Origin of the sequence: Actinokineospora inagensis DSM 44258, from assembly GCF_000482865.1 — a bacterium.
Classification (GTDB): domain Bacteria; phylum Actinomycetota; class Actinomycetes; order Mycobacteriales; family Pseudonocardiaceae; genus Actinokineospora; species Actinokineospora inagensis.
The window spans coordinates 1-16274 of record NZ_AXWW01000006.1; the positions used below are offsets into that span (position 1 = coordinate 1).

Annotated in this window: 18 protein-coding genes; 13 read left to right on the forward strand and 5 right to left on the reverse strand. The window is 68.6% G+C overall.

Annotated elements, in window-relative coordinates; genetic code table 11:
* A partial coding sequence (gene fdhD / locus H504_RS0101075) for a formate dehydrogenase accessory sulfurtransferase FdhD (RefSeq protein ID WP_026421243.1) occupies window positions 1–742 on the forward strand: 742 nt, incomplete at its 5' end.
* A gap of 222 nt (window positions 743–964) precedes the next feature.
* Complete coding sequence (locus H504_RS32730) at window positions 965–1849, forward strand: alpha/beta hydrolase (RefSeq protein ID WP_035302968.1); 885 nt, start codon at window positions 965–967, stop codon at window positions 1847–1849.
* A gap of 115 nt (window positions 1850–1964) precedes the next feature.
* On the opposite strand, the gene clpX is transcribed toward H504_RS32730, so the two are convergent.
* The 4 genes from clpX to H504_RS0101100 all read right to left on the reverse strand — a co-directional run bounded on the left by clpX (window position 1965) and on the right by H504_RS0101100 (window position 6916).
* Entirely contained in the window at window positions 1965–3257 is a 1293-nt protein-coding gene (gene clpX, locus H504_RS0101085) for an ATP-dependent Clp protease ATP-binding subunit ClpX (protein WP_026421244.1), read from the reverse strand.
* A 365-nt stretch (window positions 3258–3622) separates the two neighbouring features.
* Entirely contained in the window at window positions 3623–4249 is a 627-nt protein-coding gene (locus tag H504_RS0101090; RefSeq protein ID WP_026421245.1) for an ATP-dependent Clp protease proteolytic subunit, read from the reverse strand.
* A gap of 129 nt (window positions 4250–4378) precedes the next feature.
* A complete protein-coding gene (tig, locus tag H504_RS32735) occupies window positions 4379–5794 on the reverse strand; it encodes a trigger factor (protein WP_051385370.1) in 1416 nt (471 codons plus the stop codon).
* Window positions 5795–5908: 114 nt separating this feature from the next.
* Window positions 5909–6916, reverse strand: a complete 1008-nt coding sequence (locus H504_RS0101100; protein WP_026421246.1) for an LLM class flavin-dependent oxidoreductase — start codon at window positions 6914–6916, stop codon at window positions 5909–5911.
* Window positions 6917–7070: 154 nt separating this feature from the next.
* Between H504_RS0101100 and H504_RS0101105 the strand changes: the two genes are divergently transcribed.
* From H504_RS0101105 to H504_RS32745, 3 genes are all read left to right on the forward strand, one after another.
* Window positions 7071–7457 carry an SCO5389 family protein gene (locus H504_RS0101105; RefSeq protein ID WP_026421247.1) on the forward strand — a complete coding sequence of 129 codons (387 nt, stop codon included), beginning with the start codon at window positions 7071–7073 and terminating at the stop codon, window positions 7455–7457.
* 515 nt (window positions 7458–7972) lie between these two features.
* On the forward strand, window positions 7973–8824 hold the full coding sequence (locus H504_RS32740; RefSeq protein ID WP_051385371.1) for a hypothetical protein: 852 nt from the start codon (window positions 7973–7975) through the stop codon (window positions 8822–8824).
* Between the two features lie 55 nt (window positions 8825–8879).
* On the forward strand, window positions 8880–9734 hold the full coding sequence (locus tag H504_RS32745; protein ID WP_051385372.1) for a hypothetical protein: 855 nt from the start codon (window positions 8880–8882) through the stop codon (window positions 9732–9734).
* 1015 nt (window positions 9735–10749) lie between these two features.
* On the opposite strand, the gene H504_RS39285 is transcribed toward H504_RS32745, so the two are convergent.
* Entirely contained in the window at window positions 10750–11523 is a 774-nt protein-coding gene (locus tag H504_RS39285) for a GntR family transcriptional regulator (RefSeq protein ID WP_084467275.1), read from the reverse strand.
* A gap of 224 nt (window positions 11524–11747) precedes the next feature.
* Between H504_RS39285 and H504_RS38250 the strand changes: the two genes are divergently transcribed.
* The 8 genes from H504_RS38250 to H504_RS0101155 all read left to right on the forward strand — a co-directional run bounded on the left by H504_RS38250 (window position 11748) and on the right by H504_RS0101155 (window position 16267).
* The gene (locus H504_RS38250; RefSeq protein WP_157440141.1) at window positions 11748–12032 is read left to right on the forward strand and encodes a helix-turn-helix domain-containing protein; all 285 of its coding nucleotides are present in this window, start codon (window positions 11748–11750) and stop codon (window positions 12030–12032) included.
* The gene (locus H504_RS0101125; RefSeq protein WP_026421248.1) at window positions 12029–12487 is read left to right on the forward strand and encodes a hypothetical protein; all 459 of its coding nucleotides are present in this window, start codon (window positions 12029–12031) and stop codon (window positions 12485–12487) included. Before H504_RS38250 ends, H504_RS0101125 begins: the two co-directional genes overlap by 4 nt.
* Window positions 12487–12915 (forward strand): hypothetical protein, encoded by a 429-nt coding sequence (locus tag H504_RS0101130; RefSeq protein WP_026421249.1) that lies wholly within the window; start codon window positions 12487–12489, stop codon window positions 12913–12915. Before H504_RS0101125 ends, H504_RS0101130 begins: the two co-directional genes overlap by 1 nt.
* A gap of 152 nt (window positions 12916–13067) precedes the next feature.
* Window positions 13068–13508 (forward strand): hypothetical protein, encoded by a 441-nt coding sequence (locus H504_RS0101135; RefSeq protein ID WP_026421250.1) that lies wholly within the window; start codon window positions 13068–13070, stop codon window positions 13506–13508.
* 56 nt (window positions 13509–13564) lie between these two features.
* A complete protein-coding gene (locus tag H504_RS0101140) occupies window positions 13565–13774 on the forward strand; it encodes a hypothetical protein (RefSeq protein ID WP_026421251.1) in 210 nt (69 codons plus the stop codon).
* Window positions 13775–13782: 8 nt separating this feature from the next.
* A complete protein-coding gene (locus H504_RS0101145; protein WP_026421252.1) occupies window positions 13783–13974 on the forward strand; it encodes a hypothetical protein in 192 nt (63 codons plus the stop codon).
* Between the two features lie 516 nt (window positions 13975–14490).
* Entirely contained in the window at window positions 14491–15885 is a 1395-nt protein-coding gene (locus H504_RS0101150) for a DUF3987 domain-containing protein (protein ID WP_245614024.1), read from the forward strand.
* Between the two features lie 187 nt (window positions 15886–16072).
* On the forward strand, window positions 16073–16267 hold the full coding sequence (locus tag H504_RS0101155) for a helix-turn-helix domain-containing protein (protein ID WP_026421254.1): 195 nt from the start codon (window positions 16073–16075) through the stop codon (window positions 16265–16267).
* Window positions 16268–16274: the final 7 nt, after the last annotated feature.

Here is a 16274-nt window from a genome sequence, read left to right on the forward strand (position 1 = left end):
GGAGGAGCCGTTGGAGGTGCGGGTTGGGGGGCGGGCGTTGGCGGTGACCATGCGGACGCCGGGGAGTGATGTGGAGTTGGTGCATGGGTTTTTGTTGACGGAGGGGGTTATCGGGGGGCGGGGGGATGTGGCGGTCGCCCGGTATTGCGATGGGGTGGATGAGTGGGGGCGGAATACGTACAACGTTCTCGACGTGACGTTGGCGGAGGGGGTGGCGGCGCCTGCGCCTGGGGTGGAGCGGAACTTCTACACGACCTCCTCCTGCGGCGTGTGCGGTAAGGCGGCGTTGGAGGCGGTGCGGGTGAAGACGCGGTTTTCGCCTGCGGGGGATTCCGTGGTGGTGGAGGCGGCGACACTGGCGGGGTTGCCGGGGGTGTTGCGGGAGAAGCAGAAGGTGTTCGGCAGCACCGGTGGGCTACACGCCGCAGGGCTGTTCACCGCCGACGGGGATGTCCTGGTGGTTCGGGAGGACGTGGGGCGGCACAACGCGGTCGACAAGGTGTTGGGGTGGGCGTTGCAGCAAGAGCTGGTACCGCTGCGGAACACCATCTTGCTCGTGTCGGGGCGGGTGTCGTTCGAGTTGGTGCAGAAGGCTGCGATGGCGGGGGTGCCGGTGTTGGCGGCGGTGTCGGCGCCGTCGTCGTTGGCGGTGGAGTTGGCGGAGGAACAGGGCATGACGCTGGTGGGGTTCCTGCGCGGGGACACGATGAACCTGTACAGCGGCGACGAGCGCGTCCGCTGAGTGGACTGGGGTCCAGTTCCCGGTGGGCGAGACGGCCCCGGGGGTGATGTGGGCAACAAGTCACCACTGATTGGGCTGGTCGGGGGACATCAACCGAGCAGTGGGCACACTCTGTAGCTGAACCGAGAAACATCCGGGCATGCTCACACGATTGAGCATGTTGACGAACCCAGCCCTAGGGCCGGTCCGTCACTTCGGGGGGCGGGGAGCACGGAGGACACCATGGCGCGACTGGGCAACATCCGGATGAGCAGGCGTTCCCTGCTCATCGCCGGTGCCGCCGGTGCCACCACGGCGGGGATCGCGCTCGGCGCGAGCACGGGCGCCCTGCCGGTGCTCGAGGCTATCGCACAGGCCCTCGGGGACGTCGACCCGGTCATCCGCACCGACCGGGTGCACTCCGCGGCCCGGGGCACCGATGTCGACGTGGTCACGATCCTGCCCACCGAACTCCCGGCGAAAGACCTGCCGGTCTGCCTGTTCCTGCACGGCCTGCGCGGCAACGCGCGGCACGCGGCGCCGACCGGGTTGGCGACCAGCCTGGTCCGCAAGGCCGCCGACGGGTCGATCCCGCCGTTCGCCTTCGTCGCGGTCGACGGCGGCGACAACTACTGGCACGAGAACCACGTCGGCGACAACCCGATGGGCATGCTGCTCGACGAGGTCCCCCGCTGGCTGGCGCAGCGCGGCCTCAACCCCACCCCGTTCGCCTGCGCTGGTGTCTCCATGGGCGGCTTCGGAGCCCTGCTGTACGCGCGGCGCCGGGCCGAACTCGGTCGACCGCTGAACGCGGTGGCGGCGATCTCGCCGGGGCTGCTGATGTCGTGGCGCGAGATGAGCACCCGGCACGCGTTCAAGAGCAACCACGAATGGGCGTCGCTGGACCCGCTGCGCAACACCGACCGGCTGGGCAAGACCCCGGTCGGCATCTGGTGCGGCACCGAGGACCACTTCATCGACGGCGCCCGCAAGTTCATCAAGCTGGCGCACCCGGAGGTCGCCTTCACCGGGCCCGGCGGCCACGGCGACCCGTTCTACCGGGGGGTCGTGCCGTCCGTGCTCGACTTCCTCGGCAAGCACAACCGGACCACCGCGATCCACAGCTGACCGGCGTTCCGAGGCTCTGGACGCCACGCAGCAGCCAGTTCGGTGCGCGCGCGGGAAAACGGACGAGGCCGCCTGCTCCGGGATCGGAGCGGCGGCCTCATCGGGTGTCTCGAGGTCAGGCGGACTTCTCGCGGCGCTCGCGGCGGGACGGCTGCCTGGCGACGATCGTCGGGTTCACGTTCTCCCGGACCGTCTGCTCGGTGATGACGACCTTCGCCACGTCGGTGCGGCTCGGGATGTCGTACATCACCGACTGGAGGACCTCCTCCATGATGGCGCGCAGGCCACGGGCACCGGTGCCGCGCAGGATCGCCTGGTCGGCGACCGCCTCCAGCGCCGTGTCGGTGAACTCGAGCTCCACACCGTCCATCTCGAACAGCTTCTGGTACTGCTTGACCAGGGCGTTGCGCGGCTCGGTGAGGATCTGCACCAGGGACTGCTTGTCCAGGTTGGTGACGCTGGCCAGCACCGGCAGGCGGCCGATGAACTCCGGGATCAGCCCGAACTTGATCAGGTCTTCCGGCATGGTGTCGGCGAACATGTCGGCGGCGTCCACGTCGGCCTTGGACCGGATCTCGGCGCCGAAGCCGAGACCGCGCTTGCCGACCCGGTCCTGGATGATCTTCTCCAGGCCCGCGAACGCGCCTGCCACGATGAACAGCACGTTCGTCGTGTCGATCTGGATGAACTCCTGGTGCGGGTGCTTGCGGCCACCCTGCGGCGGCACGCTCGCGGTGGTGCCCTCCAGGATCTTCAGCAGCGCCTGCTGCACGCCCTCGCCGGAGACGTCCCGGGTGATCGACGGGTTCTCGCTCTTGCGGGCGATCTTGTCGACCTCGTCGATGTAGATGATGCCGGTCTCGGCGCGCTTGACGTCGTAGTCCGCGGCCTGGATCAGCTTCAGCAGGATGTTCTCGACGTCCTCGCCGACATAACCGGCCTCGGTGAGCGCGGTGGCGTCGGCGATCGCGAACGGCACGTTCAGCAGCTTCGCCAAGGTCTGCGCGAGGTAGGTCTTGCCGCAACCGGTGGGGCCGAGCATCAGGATGTTCGACTTGGCCAGCTCGACGGTCTCCTCGCGGGACTCGCGGCCCTCGGGGCGGGCGCGGTCACCGGCCTGGATGCGCTTGTAGTGGTTGTACACCGCCACCGCCAGCGAGCGCTTCGCGTCGTCCTGGCCGATGACGTACTGGTCGAGGAAGTCGTGGATCTCGGCGGGCTTGGGCAGCTCGTCGAGCTTCACGTCACCGGCCTCGGCCAGCTCCTCCTCGATGATCTCGTTGCAGAGGTCGATGCACTCATCGCAGATGTACACACCTGGACCGGCGATGAGCTTCTTCACCTGCTTCTGGCTCTTTCCGCAGAAAGAGCACTTGAGCAGGTCTCCGCCGTCACCGATACGTGCCATGACCGCTGACCTCTGTCCCCTCCGGCGCGCCCGGGGCGGCGCGTCTGGCTGTGTGTCCGGCTGCTCCCGGACCCGACCACCCGGCCGGAACCCCGCAGGGGGATCCGCCACGTGACCGGACCGGTCGCGACCGTTGCCCTCGACGGTACCCGCCCACCCCCGCCGAACGGGAGAAGCAGGCACCGACGCGGGCCAATTCGCTCGGGTGACCGGGTGGTCCCCGGCCCTCGGCACCGGTGTTGACCGGCGCCCGCCTCGACCCGTGACCGCCTTGGTACCGCCTAGACGACCACGGTAGGCCGCCTTCGGCCCGCGTGTCGGGTCTTTTCGACCGTTCGGCGGCCCAGTCGAGGAATTTCGCGCTCTCAGCCGCGGGACAGCTTGCGGTACGGCAGCACCTCGTCGATGATGCCGTACTCCTTCGCCTCGTCGGCGGTGAGGATCTTGTCCCGCTCGATGTCCTGGCGGACCTGGGTGACGTCGCGGCCGGTGTGCCGGGACAGGGTGGTCTCCAGGGCGGTGCGCACCCGCTGGATCTCGTTGGCCTGGATCTCCAGGTCCGACACCTGGCCGTAGACACCCTCGGTGGCGGGCTGGTGGATGAGCACGCGCACGTTGGGCAGCGCGAACCGCTTGCCCTTGGTGCCCGCGGCCAGCAGCACCGCGGCGGCCGACGCGGCCTGGCCGAGGCAGAACGTCTGGATGTCCGGGCGGACGTACTGCATCGTGTCGTAGATGGCCATCAACGAGGTGAACGAGCCACCCGGGGAGTTGATGTACATGGTGATGTCGCGATCCGGGTCGGTGGACTCCAGGTAGATCAACTGGGCCATCACGTCGTTCGCCGAGGCGTCATCGATCTGGACCCCGACGAAGATCACCCGCTCCTCGAACAGCTTGTTGTAGGGGTTGGACTCCTTGACCCCGTAGCTCGTGCGCTCCACGAAAGACGGCAGCACGTACCGGGACTGTGGGATGTGGCGTTCACTCACGGGAAGTGCTCCTGTTTCTCTACGTAAGCAGGTGGATCTAGTCCGACATTAACGAAGGCGGGCGGCGCCGACTTCCCGACACCGCCCACTTTCGCTCAGAGCGTCAAACCCGTCTCGCCCGACCGGGTGCTACCGGGCGGCCGTTTCCTCGTCCCGCGCGTCCGACCCGGCCTCGACCGGGGCGGCCTCGGTGACCTCGGCGACCGCCGTGGCCTCGGCGGGCTCGTCGGCGCCGAACAGCTCCGAGAGGTCCACCGCGTTGCCGGACTCGTCGGTCACCTCGGCCTGGCGGACCACCGAGGCCAGCGCCTTGCCCCGGCGCACGTCGGCGAAGATCGCGCCGAGCTGGCCGGACTGCTGGGCCCGCTGCACGTACTCGTCCGGGCTGATGCCGAACCGCTGCGCCTGGTAGATGATCCGCTCGGTCAGCTCGGCGTCGGACACCGACACCTGCTCGCTCTCGGCGATCGCGTCCAGGATCAACTGGGTCTTGACCGACTTCTCCGCCTCGGCGCGCACCTCGGCGTCGAACTCCTCGCGGGTGCGGTCCTCGGTCGCCAGGTAGGCGTTGAACTGCTCCTCGCTGTGGTCGAACGGGTGCACCGCGTCGTGCTGGCGGCTGCTCACCTCGGCCTCGACGACCTTGTCCGGCAGCGGCACCTCGACGATCTCCAGCAGCGCGTCGAGCACCTTGTCCCGCGCCTGCACGCCCTGCTGCATCTTCCGCACGCGGGTGAGCCGCTCACGCAGGTCGGCGCGCAGGTCCTCGATCGTGTCGAACTCGCTGGCCAACTGGGCGAACTCGTCGTCGGGCTCGGGCAGCTCGCGCACCTTCACCGACTGGACGGTGACCGACACCTCGGCGTCCTGACCGGCGAACTCGCCCGCGACCAGGGCCGTGGTGAAGGTCTTGGTCTCGCCGACCTGGGCGCCGAGCAGGGCGTCGTCGATGCCGTCGATCAGCTCGCCCGAGCCGACCTGGTAGGACAGGCCGCTGGTCTTGGCGTCCTCGACCTCTTGGCCGTCGACGGTGGCCGACAGGTCGACGGAGAGGAAGTCACCGTCCTCGACCGGGCGGTCGGCGCCGGTGAGGGTGCCGAACCGGGCGCGCAGCTCATCGAGCTGCTCGTCGACCTGGGCGTCGGTGAGCTCCAAGTCGTCCACGGACACCTTGAACTCGCCGAACGCGGGCACGGTGATGTCCGGGCGCACGTCGACCTCGGCGGTGAACGCCAGGTGGTCGCCGTCCTCCAGCTTGGTGACCTCGATGTCCGGCTGGCCGAGCGCGCGCACCTCGCCCGCGTTCACGGCCTCCATGTACTTGGCCGGGATCGCCTCGTTGACGACCTCGTCGAGCACCGGCGCGCGGCCGATGCGGGACTCGATGACCCGGGCGGGCGCCTTGCCCGGCCGGAACCCGGGGATGCGGACCTGACTGGCGAGCTTGCGGTATGCGCGGTCGAAGTTCGGCTTGAGCTCGTCGAACGGCACCTCGACGTTGATCCGTACCCGCGTCGGGCTGAGCTGCTCGACGGTGCTCTTCAACGTGATCTCCTCGTGCGACTGTCTTATGGCGGTAGGGCCTTGCCTGGTGTGTCGGGGGTTCCCCTGGTCCAGCCCGGCAAGGCGGGGGCGCGCGGGCTGGATCAGCCCCCGAGTCTAGGCGAGCTTGCCCAGGTCGGGACCGGGCGGGGTGGCCACGACCCGCCCGAGGTGGTCGAGGGTGCGCCGCGCGTGCCCCGGGGACCCGGTCACCTCGACCAACGCGATGACGTGGTCGACACCGGACCCACGCGCCCCATCCCGCAGCTTGCGCGCGCAGTGGGCGGGGTCGCCGACTGGGTGAAGGTCGCACAGTAGCCGCGCGTACGCCACTGGATCTCGGTCTGGGCCGGGGCCACCGTCGACTCTTACGTGGGCGGCCAGACCCTGGGCGAGCCATCCGGGGGCCGTAGTCATGACGTCCTCGACGGCTTGCTCGCGCGTGTCGGCGACGTGGGCGACGACGGTGGAGATGTGGTCCGCGTCCTCGGGGCCGCCCGCGCTCCGGTAGTGGTCGACGAACTCGCGCTTTTGTTCGTCGGTCATGTGCATGCCGAGGAGCATGGGGAGCTTCTTGGCGGCGGCCAGTTCGACGGAGGCCGTGGACGTGCATGCCATGTGGACGGTGGGGATGGCTTGCGGCGTGGGGGACATCGGGACGGGGCGGAAGTCGTAGTAGCGGTCGTGGTTTTCGACCGTGGAGTCGTTGAGGGCTCTTAGGAGGAGATCGAGGGTGGCGGGGAAGCCTTCGTTGTAGCGGTCCAGTGAGGAGTTGAAGACCTCTAGATCCATCCACGGTCCGCCGCGTCCGACCCCCAAGCGGAAGCGGTTGTGGCTGACGATGGACAACAACCTTGCCCGCTCCGCTAGGGCCAACGGGTGGGTTGTGGTGAGGACGCTAACTGCCGTGCCGACGTCAATCCGGTTCGTGGCACCAAGGATGTTGGCAGCGAGCGTCGTGGCATCGGGGCAAGTGCCGTAAGACATGAAGTGGTGCTCGGCGACCCAGACGTCGTGCAGGCCGAGCCGGTCGGCGTCGATGGCGAGAGCGGTGGACCGGGTCAGGGCATCGATGTCGCTCTGACCGGGGAACCGGGCGGCGAGGAGGAAGACTCCGAGTTTCACCCTCCCCGCTGGTACGGGTTTTCCGCCGCGAGGGCAAGGGGCGACGGGGTGATCCCGACTGGGCCGAACCGGTGGCGGGTCTTGTCCACTGTTCAACCGTCGCGGTACGCAGTACTCGCGGCCGGACGGCCGCCCCATGGACCAGGAGGTGCGGATGTCTCTCGATGTGCCCGCTGACCTGTTGGCGCGCGCCGAGGCAGGCCCCGTCGACGACGCCGAGTTCATCACCGTCGTGCGCGACTCACTGCCCTACGCCTGGAAGGTGATCTCCTCGGTGGCCACCTCCGTCGACGCCACCGGCTTCGCCGACAACGAGATCCCACCCCCCAGCGAGACCGAACGCGGCCAACTCCTGCGCGCCCTCGCCTCCGACGCCATCCGCGGCGGCCTCGAACGCCACTTCGGCGTCAAACTCGCCTTCCAGAACTGCCACCGCGTCGCCGCCTTCACCCCCGCCACCGTAGACAGCGACCGCTACCGCGCCTTCATCTCCCCCCGCGGCCAACTCCTCAACCAGTCCCCCGAACTCCGCGACTGCTAACCCCCTCCTCCCCTTCCCCTCCAACCCGGCAGGGGGCGCGCACTTTCACTCCCCGCGGGAAGCGACCTCCCGCCCGCCGCCCCCTGCCTTCCCCCTGCCCAAGGGGTCGCCACACTCACTCTTCGTAGTCGCAACGCCGCTGGTCGGCGCACCAGCCGGGCGAGTACTTGCCAAATACGGATATTTGCCACGGCCTGACAAGTCGCCAAATCTGGCAAGTCCGCTAGTCTGGTCGGGTGAGCACGACCACCAGGCCACTTGATGGACCCGAGCTACTCCACAACGGCGCGGAGGCTCTGAAACGTCTGCTTGGAACACGGTGGGTGGTCAAGGCAAGCATCGAGTCACACGATCACCTCGGTCGAGATCGTGACTGTGACGCCGTGTGGGAGGTTGCCCCTCCCGCAGGCGGCCCGGCCGCGACCGTTCTCGTCGAAGCCAAGTTACGACCCACTCCAGCGATCGCCGAGGCAAGTGCCAGACAACTGGCTCATCGCGCCGAGGAGCGGCACGCCGTGCCGCTGTTCCTCGCTCCTTGGCTGAGCCCGCGCGCACGGCAGGTGCTCGATTCCATTCCAGTTGGCTACCTCGACCTCACCGGCAACGTTCACCTGTCGCTCGAAGCACCAGCCGTGCTCATCCGCACTGTCGGCGATGATCGCGATCCCGCTCCGGCGAGTCAGGCCAAGCGCGGCTTGTCCGGGGCGCTGGCCGGTCGCCTGGTCCGCGAACTAGTGGACCACGACGCACCCAGGCAACCGCGCGAACTGACCCGCGCCGCAGGCATCAGCGAGAGCTACACGAGCCGGTTGTTGGACGTGATGACCAGGGAAGCCCTGATCACCAGGAACAACAAGGAAATCACGCACATCGACTGGGAAGGGCTGCTGCGAGCGCGAGCGGCCACCTATGACCTGACAGGCGTCAACAGTGTGGTGCCGACGATCGCCAGGCAGGGTGTCGACGAGGTCCTGCGGAAACTCCAACGCGGCGCGTCCCGGCACGAGGTGCTGGTGACCGGCACCTACGCCGCGACCGTGCTCGCGCCGCTCGCCGTGGGAGGTGCTCTCATGCTGTACGTGCGGGCGAGCCCGCTGATCGAGGACGTGCGCAAGGACTTGGCCCTGATGCGAGCCCGCGAGGTCAACGACGCGGATGTGTTGCTACTGGTGTCCCCCGACTCCGCCGTGTTCATCCGCCCCGAAGCAAGCTTGTTCAACGGCCTGCTCGGCGTCGGGATCAGCCAACTCGCGCTCGACTGCTTGAGCGGGCCTGGACGAATGCCCGCGGAGGCGGAGGAACTGCTGGCGTGGATGCGCGGCAACGAGCACGCGTGGCGTCGCCCCAGCCCGCGGCAAACGCCGTAGTGCGACCGACTTCCACCACGAAATGCGAGAGGCACGTCGAAGGTCCCCGACGGCGTTGACCGCCGCCAACTCACCATCATTCACCCGCCGAGTCCTGCTAGACGCCCTGACGGCGCTGCGCGACCAGACCACGGCGGTGACCGTGGTCGGCGCCCAAGCCGTCTACCTCCGCAGCGACGACGTCCGCTTGGCGGTCGCCGCCTTCACCAGCGACGCCGACGTCAGCCTGGACCCTGGCGCACTCCAAGACGTCCCACGGCTCGAACAGGCCATGCTGGAAGCCGGGTTCACCGTGGGGGACAGAGGTCAGCCCGGTACCTGGCTTCGAGATGAGCGCGTCAACGGCAAGGTGGTCTCGATCCCGGTCGACCTGCTCGTGCCCCAGAGCCTCACCCCGGGCAGGCGCGGCGGGAAGATCCCCCGCACAGCTACGACGCGACCCGGCGGGTCCTGGGGATTGAGGCGGCCCTCGTTCGACCGAGACCTCATGGACGTGACAGCCCTCGATTCCGGCACGGACCGGCGCGGCATCAAGGCCAACGTGGCCGGGCCCGCGGCCTTGTTGATCGCCAAAGCGCACGAGATCGGTGAACGGGCCGTCGACAGGGGACGACCGGATCGACTGATCGACAAAGACGCGGGCGACATCGCCCGTCTGATGATGGCCGATGGGAGCGGGGTCGAGGAGGTCGCCGCCCGCGTCCGGCGCCTCCAAGCCGACCCGCGCACGGTCGAGGTCACGAACGCCGGTCTCCGGTACTTGGACGAACTCTTCGGCTCCCCATCAGCCGTCGGGCTGACGATGGCCCACCGGGCGCTGGCAGAGCCCCCCGGCGTCCTACCGCGCACCCTCGCCTACATCGACGAACTCAAGATGGAACTCACCGACAACTGGCCCCCAAGGTCCTAACACCCACACCCACTCACCCACCGCACCGTGGCCGCAAGCCCCCTGGTCCCCCACCTCGATGCGACGACCGAAGGTCGAGCGAGCCCCGCTGGTTCCGGCGCCCGCCGCACCGTGGGCGACAAGCCCATCGGTTACCTACTCGACGTGAGGGCCGACAGGCCCAAAACGAGCAACGCTGGTGCCGCCGCCCGCCGCGCCGTGGGCGACAAGCCCATTGGTTACATACCCGATGTGAGGGCCGACAGGCCCGAACGAGCAACGCTGGTTCGGGAGAGATCGCACCGTGGGGGTCTGGGGGGTCGCCCCCCAGTCGAAACTACGAACGACCCGGCTCACGCTTTCCGTGAGCACGGGTCGTCCGGAGTTCGTCGGGCTGACAGGATTTGAACCTGCGACCCTCCGCTCCCAAAGACTCGGCACGGTCGTTCCGCACGGTTCACCGCCGATGCTTTCGCAGGTGGGGCGGCATTAGCGAGACTGAGGAAACTCGCTGAACGATCCCGTACTGAGACCCGCATTGAGACCCTTCGGAGCCGAGGCCGCCGCAACTGTGCGGCCTGGCGGCCAAGCCGTGAGGCCTGCACAGCGGCTGGCCTCTGCATGACGCTGACAGGTTGCGGCGTGGCCGCAACTGGTCGCGGCCACGCTACCTGGGCCGCGACCGCACTGGTCAGCGATGACGCATCAAAGTCGCGGGTCGCGCCCGGTGTCTACAGGCCCCCGAAACCGCGCAGACGCAAGGGTCCCTGGCTGCGACAGCGCAACCGCGACCGAGCGAAGATCCCCGAACATCGTCCTACTAGCCCCCGCGCCGTGCTAGTAGGGCTGCGGTCGGTGCGTTCCATTGGCCGCGCGAGAAAGGCCCCTAGAGGCACTAGAGCGCAGGTGAGTGGGCCGTAGCGCCCTAGGGCCTGCCCCTAGACCTAGGGGCGATAGGCCTAGCTTGGCGGTGCGCCCCTAGACACTGCGGATTTGGGGTCCGGCCAAACCCGCAGCACGTCTTCGCTTCACGACGTTAGTCCACGGCGAGCTGGTAAAGCAGCCCATTTCGGTCAGCTCTCAACACAAAACGGGTGACCTCAAAAGGCGACTGGTTTTGGTCAATGCTTGTGTGAATTACTTGCAGCACGGGCGTCCCTCCTGGCAATGCCAGCATTTCACGCTCGCGATGATCAGGCATCCGTGCCGTAACCTCTTCGCGGATAGTGGTCATGATGTGGCCGCAGTCTTCAAGCCTGCCGTAGATGCCATCTTTTCCGGTCTGTTTGCGTTCAACCAGTGGTGTTCCCTCTGCCACAGCCCAAGGGATGTAAGTGTTGACGACTTGCACAGGCTCATCGTCTGCGAAGTAGAGGTTCGAGCGCTGCAGAACGGATTCTGTAAATGAGTCTACGCCTAGGCGCTGTGCAATCTCAATCGGAGGCCGCGCCTGCTCTGCCGCAAGGACTTCTACTCGCGGAGTAAGTCCAGCCCTTTCGCACTCTCTACGAAAGGGGGTCGGCCCCCCTCGATACTTACGGGAGTACCGATCACCGCCAAGGCGAATTAGCGGGCTCGTCTCGCGAACGAAGTTTCCCCGACCATGCTGGCGAAGTACTAGACCTTCCTGCTCAAGAAGGCGGATCGCGGCGGAAGCCGTTGTCCTTGCAATTTCATATTCGGAAGCTATCTCGCGTTCGGACGGCAATTTAGATCCCGCCGCAAGTTCGCCTTTCTCAATCCTGCCCCGCAGGGCCGCTGCGACCCTCTTGCTTGCTGGCTCATCTTGCGCAGACAAGTTCCCTCCCATCAGGCCGGACTGGCTGCTGCCTGCTAGTGACTGTACCCCGCACTGGCTTGAGCCAATCGGGTGACATTGGCTGCAGCCAGTTGACTCTAACTGGCTGCAGCCAGTAGACCTTGGAGGCGTTGGAACTGGCAGCAGCCAGTGACACGCTGAGGGACAACAGAAAGCCCCGACCAGTGCGGACACACCGGCCGGGGCGCATGCACCGAGCCGTGAAGGGCATAGCGATGCGAACTGAGAGTAGCCGATTCCACCGCGTTCGCGCGGTCGCTGACATGTTGGATGTGTCCCCGAACACGATCTATCGGGCGATTGAAGCTGGTGAGTTGGACGCGGTGCGGATCGGGAAGTCGTTGCGGATCTCGCCGGAGTCCCTGCGCATCTACCTGAACACCCGCGCTGAGTCGGCCTACCAGGTGCAGGCGGTGGGCCAGGTCGTGGTGGAGCCGAGCGCCGGAGACCTCCCGGTGGCCCCGGTGTCCGGGGCGGTTGTGTCGGGGGTGGCCCGGTGAGCGGCTACAGGGTCATTCCCCGGGCCGCCGCGAACGGTGAGATCACCTCCCGCACCGGCCGGGTGAGGGTCCGGTTCACCGCCGTGAACCGCGAAACGACCCGACCCGACCCGGTGGCGGCGACCATCGCGATCGCGGTCCCGATGAGCGCCGGTGACCTGGCCGCCCTGGCGTGGTTGGCCATCCAGGGTGACAACCCGGACGAGTGGCTGGCCGACTTCGAGGCCGACCCGCAGCTGTTGCACGCGATGCTGTGCGAGGCGTTGCTGGCCTGCGGTGGTCACGACATCGCCGACACCCGGGCGCTGATCGAGTCCGGTCACCGCGACGGCCCCGACCGTGACCTGCGCGACCGGCTCTACGCCGTGATCGAGCAGATCTACGGCGGTCGCACGGCCCCGGTGGCGAGTTCCCGGGGTGGTCGCGGTTCGCGCCTGCCGGTGGGGGTGGCCTGATGTCGTCCACCCAGGCCCTGCCCACCCAGGTCGCCCAGGTCCGTTTCGGTGACTACCCGCCTGTCTCGGTGCCCACCGCGTTCGAGTGGGAACCGGCCGCCGGCCCCACCGTGGCGTTCTCCGCCCCGCTGCGGTTGAGCACCGGCAACCTGGTCGCCGTCCTCTACGGCCTGGTCTGTCAGGGCCACCCGGTCGAGGACCTCGAAGGCGACCACGTCCATGTCCGCGCACTCGTCGCGGACCAGGTCCTCAACCTGGGCCTGATCCACGTCGTCGAGTGCGAGAACGCCGTGCGTGCCCGCCTGCGCCGCGACCACGACGTCATCGCCCGCCTCAACACCGTCGTCCACGCCGCGTTCACCCTCGCCCTGCCCCGCGACACCCGACCCCGCCCGGCCCGGCAGCCCTTGGCCGCCCTGCGCGGCTGACACCCGGGTCCCCAAGCCCCCCGGCTGTTCCAGCCGAACTCCGCCCGGCTGGAACAGCCGGGGGCTCCCGGACCGCCCTCGCCGCAGCTCACCCCGCCCACGAACCCGGGTTCGTGGGCGCCCGCCAACCGCCCCCGGGGAAGGGACACGACATGCCCACCACCGCCCACGAACCCGCCCACGAACTCGCACCCGCCGCCGCGCCCGTGGTCGGGTTCCGCACCATCGGCACCACCCACGACCGGTGGGGCCGCGTCCCCCTGATCCGCCTGTCCGGACCCGGAGCGCCGCCCCAGGTCCTCACCGGCCCGGAACTGGCCACCGCCCTCACCCTGGCCCGGACCCGCCTGCTCGGCACCGCCACCCCCACCCAGATCGCCACCGACGCCTGGACCGCGCTGACCGACACCGGCGTCGAAGCGCTGCGCGCCCTCACCGACACCACCCCCGACCCCGTCGTCCACGCCGTGCGCACCGGACACCCCGAACGGCTCTACGCCCTCACCCGCGACCACAACGCCCGCCGCTGCCACGCCCTCGCCGCCCTGCTGGCCGACGCGGGAACCGGGCCGGTCGACCTCGACCACCCCTGACACCCGTATCGACGACAGCCGTCCTCACCCGTCCACGAGAAGGGACACCACACACCATGACCACCCCCGACCGACACGAACCGACCCCGACCACCGGGCGCCGAGGTGCCGTCGACACCGTCGCGCCGTTCCCCACCCTCACCCCCGCCCCCGACACCGTCCCCGGGGTCGGCCGCGTCGACCTCACCGTCGACACCGTGGCCGCCCTGCTGTACCTGGTCCCCTCGACCCGCATGGACTGGCGCACCCTCGACACCCCACCCTGACCCAGTTCGTGCTGTTCCTGGTCGACACCGCCCTGGCCAACGCCGCTCGAACGGTGGACCTGTCCACCGTCGGCACACTCGTGTTCGACACCCGCCGCCACCCCGGCGCCCGACTGGACATGGATCTGCTCACTCTCGCCCAGACCCGGGCCGCGCAGGTCATGGACGAACTCGCCGCCATCTCCGAGCACACCGACTGACCCTCGACTACAGCCGCAGTCCACTCGGGACCGCTGCAGTCGAAGACGGGGACGGCAGTCGAGACCACGTCCCACTAGCCCCCCCGCTCAGCGGGCCACCCCCGCTAGACCTAGCGGCGCCACTAGCGGCCCACACCGGCGCTGACCTCGGCACTAGCACCTAGCGGCCTCCCGGCCCGCACACCGCGAAACCGCCCACACCCGGCCAGACACACCCCCCGGGGGGGCTAGTGGGACCTCAGATCACACCCCGCACGAGCACCGACAGCAACAGGGAACGCCCGAGGGACACGGGCCGAGGGGAGGGAGTTTTCCCTCACCGCCTCCCCACCCCACATCCCTCACCCGACCAGCCCCAACACCCGCCAGGGAGGCAAGGGAGCACCCCGCGCCCCCTGCCCCGAGACCCCCGGAAACGCGAATCTCCGCCCCCACTCGGTCCTCCCTCCCCGACTGGTCCTGCCCTTTGCCCGGACTGTTTGGCCACGTTCTGTCACCGCCCGAGAGGAACCCGCCGTGAGCACACCACACCCCGCCACCCGGCGGCTGCACGCGGTCCCACCCCCGGCCGACCAGCCCGAACACGGCCCGGCCACCGCGGCGACCGACCAGACGGACCGGGCGATGGCCGCCCAGGTCGCCCGGGTCCGCGACTGGCTGCCCCCGACCGCCCCGGCCGTGTTCGACACCTTCCTGGGCCAGGTCGCCCTCCACGTGGACCGGTTCACCGAGGCCGACCCGGTCAACGTCCTGGTCACCCTCCTCGCCGCCGCCGCAACCGCCATCGGCCCCGGCCCGCACGTGGTGGTGGGCGGGTTCGAGCGCCACCCCCTGCTCACCTGGCCCATCGTCATCGGCCGGACCGGCACCGGACGCAAAGGCACCGGCTACAACGTCGCCAAAGCCGTCCTGTCCCACGCCATCCCCGACTTCGTCACCGGCAACATCAAGTCCGGCCTGTCCAGCGGCGAGGGCCTGGCCGCCGTCTTCGCCACCGACGACGACGGCGGCGGCGGCGGCGGGAAACCGGGCCGCGCGCGGCTGCTCCCCGCCGGAGACGTCCGGCTCCTGGCCTACGAACCCGAGTGGGCCTCCGTCATGGCACGCATGAAACGAGAGGGCAACACCCTCTCCGCAACCCTGCGCGCCGCATGGGAAGGCGGCGACCTGTCCACATTGAACGTCGCCGCCCGCACCGCCCGCGACACCCACATCGGCATCATCGCCCACATCACCCCCCAAGAGTTCGCCGCCAAGGTCTCCGCCACCGACCTGGCCGGAGGCACCTACAACCGCTTCCTCCCCATCGCGGTCGCCCAGTCGAAGTTCCTGCCCACACCCTCCCCAGTGGACGACACCCTCATCCTCCACTTCGGCGCCGCGCTCAACGACCGCATCGGCCACGCCACCCGACTCGACCGCATCACCATCGCACCCGACGCCACCGACCACTGGCGACAGTTCTACCTCGAATTCGCAGGCACCGACTCCGACGGCGACGGCAACCCCGTCCTCGCCCAATTCACCTCCCGAGCCGTCCCCAACACCCTGCGCATCGCCGCCACCTACGCAGCCCTCGACCGCACCCCCCACATCACGACCCAACACCTCGCCGCAGCCGCCGCCCTCACCCGCTACAGCATCAACTCAGCCCGCGCCGTCCTCCACCCTGACAACGCGCTCGCCGCCCTACTGGCCTACATCACCGCAGCCGGACCACAAGGCCGCACCAAACGCGACATCACCACCGGGCACTACCAGGGCAACGCCAAACGACGCCACATCGACCCCGACGCACTCCTCGCCCGCCTGATCGACACCGGCCGCGTCACCCACACCACCCACCGCCGACCCGAGGGAGGCCGCCCCACCGACACCTACACCGCCACCCCGGCGAACTTGACGAACTAACGAACTATGCCCCCCACCAGCACAAACACCACCAGGTTAGTTCGTCACGACGAACTAACCCCCCACCAAACCCCCAGGTCAGACCCAAAGTTCGTTAGTTCGTCAAGTTCGTCGGCCCGCGCCACCCGTGACGCAAGAGACCAGGTCGCTTCCGTCACCACCACCCTCACCAAGGAGCACCCCGGTCATGAACAACGACACGAACACGGCCACACCACGCGTGCTGCTCACCGTCGAAGCCGCCGCCGCACTGCTCTCGATCAGCCGCACCCGCATGTACGCGCTCATCAAGAATGGCGCCATCCACAGCGTCCGCATCGGACGGCTACGCCGCGTCCCCGCCGACGCCCTCACCACCTTCACCAACGCCCTAGCCGCCTGACGACAAG

Coding starts and splice junctions, on each gene's coding strand:
- H504_RS39285 (WP_084467275.1), bottom strand. CDS start 11,523: ATGGGAGGGAACTTGTCTGCGCAAGATGAGCCAGCAAGCAAGAGGGTC.
- H504_RS0101140 (WP_026421251.1), top strand. CDS start 13,565: ATGACCACCCCCGACCGACACGAACCGACCCCGACCACCGGGCGCCGA.
- H504_RS0101155 (WP_026421254.1), top strand. CDS start 16,073: ATGAACAACGACACGAACACGGCCACACCACGCGTGCTGCTCACCGTC.
- clpX (WP_026421244.1), bottom strand. CDS start 3,257: ATGGCACGTATCGGTGACGGCGGAGACCTGCTCAAGTGCTCTTTCTGC.
- H504_RS0101135 (WP_026421250.1), top strand. CDS start 13,068: ATGCCCACCACCGCCCACGAACCCGCCCACGAACTCGCACCCGCCGCC.
- H504_RS32730 (WP_035302968.1), top strand. CDS start 965: ATGGCGCGACTGGGCAACATCCGGATGAGCAGGCGTTCCCTGCTCATC.
- H504_RS38250 (WP_157440141.1), top strand. CDS start 11,748: ATGCGAACTGAGAGTAGCCGATTCCACCGCGTTCGCGCGGTCGCTGAC.
- H504_RS0101105 (WP_026421247.1), top strand. CDS start 7,071: ATGTCTCTCGATGTGCCCGCTGACCTGTTGGCGCGCGCCGAGGCAGGC.
- H504_RS0101130 (WP_026421249.1), top strand. CDS start 12,487: ATGTCGTCCACCCAGGCCCTGCCCACCCAGGTCGCCCAGGTCCGTTTC.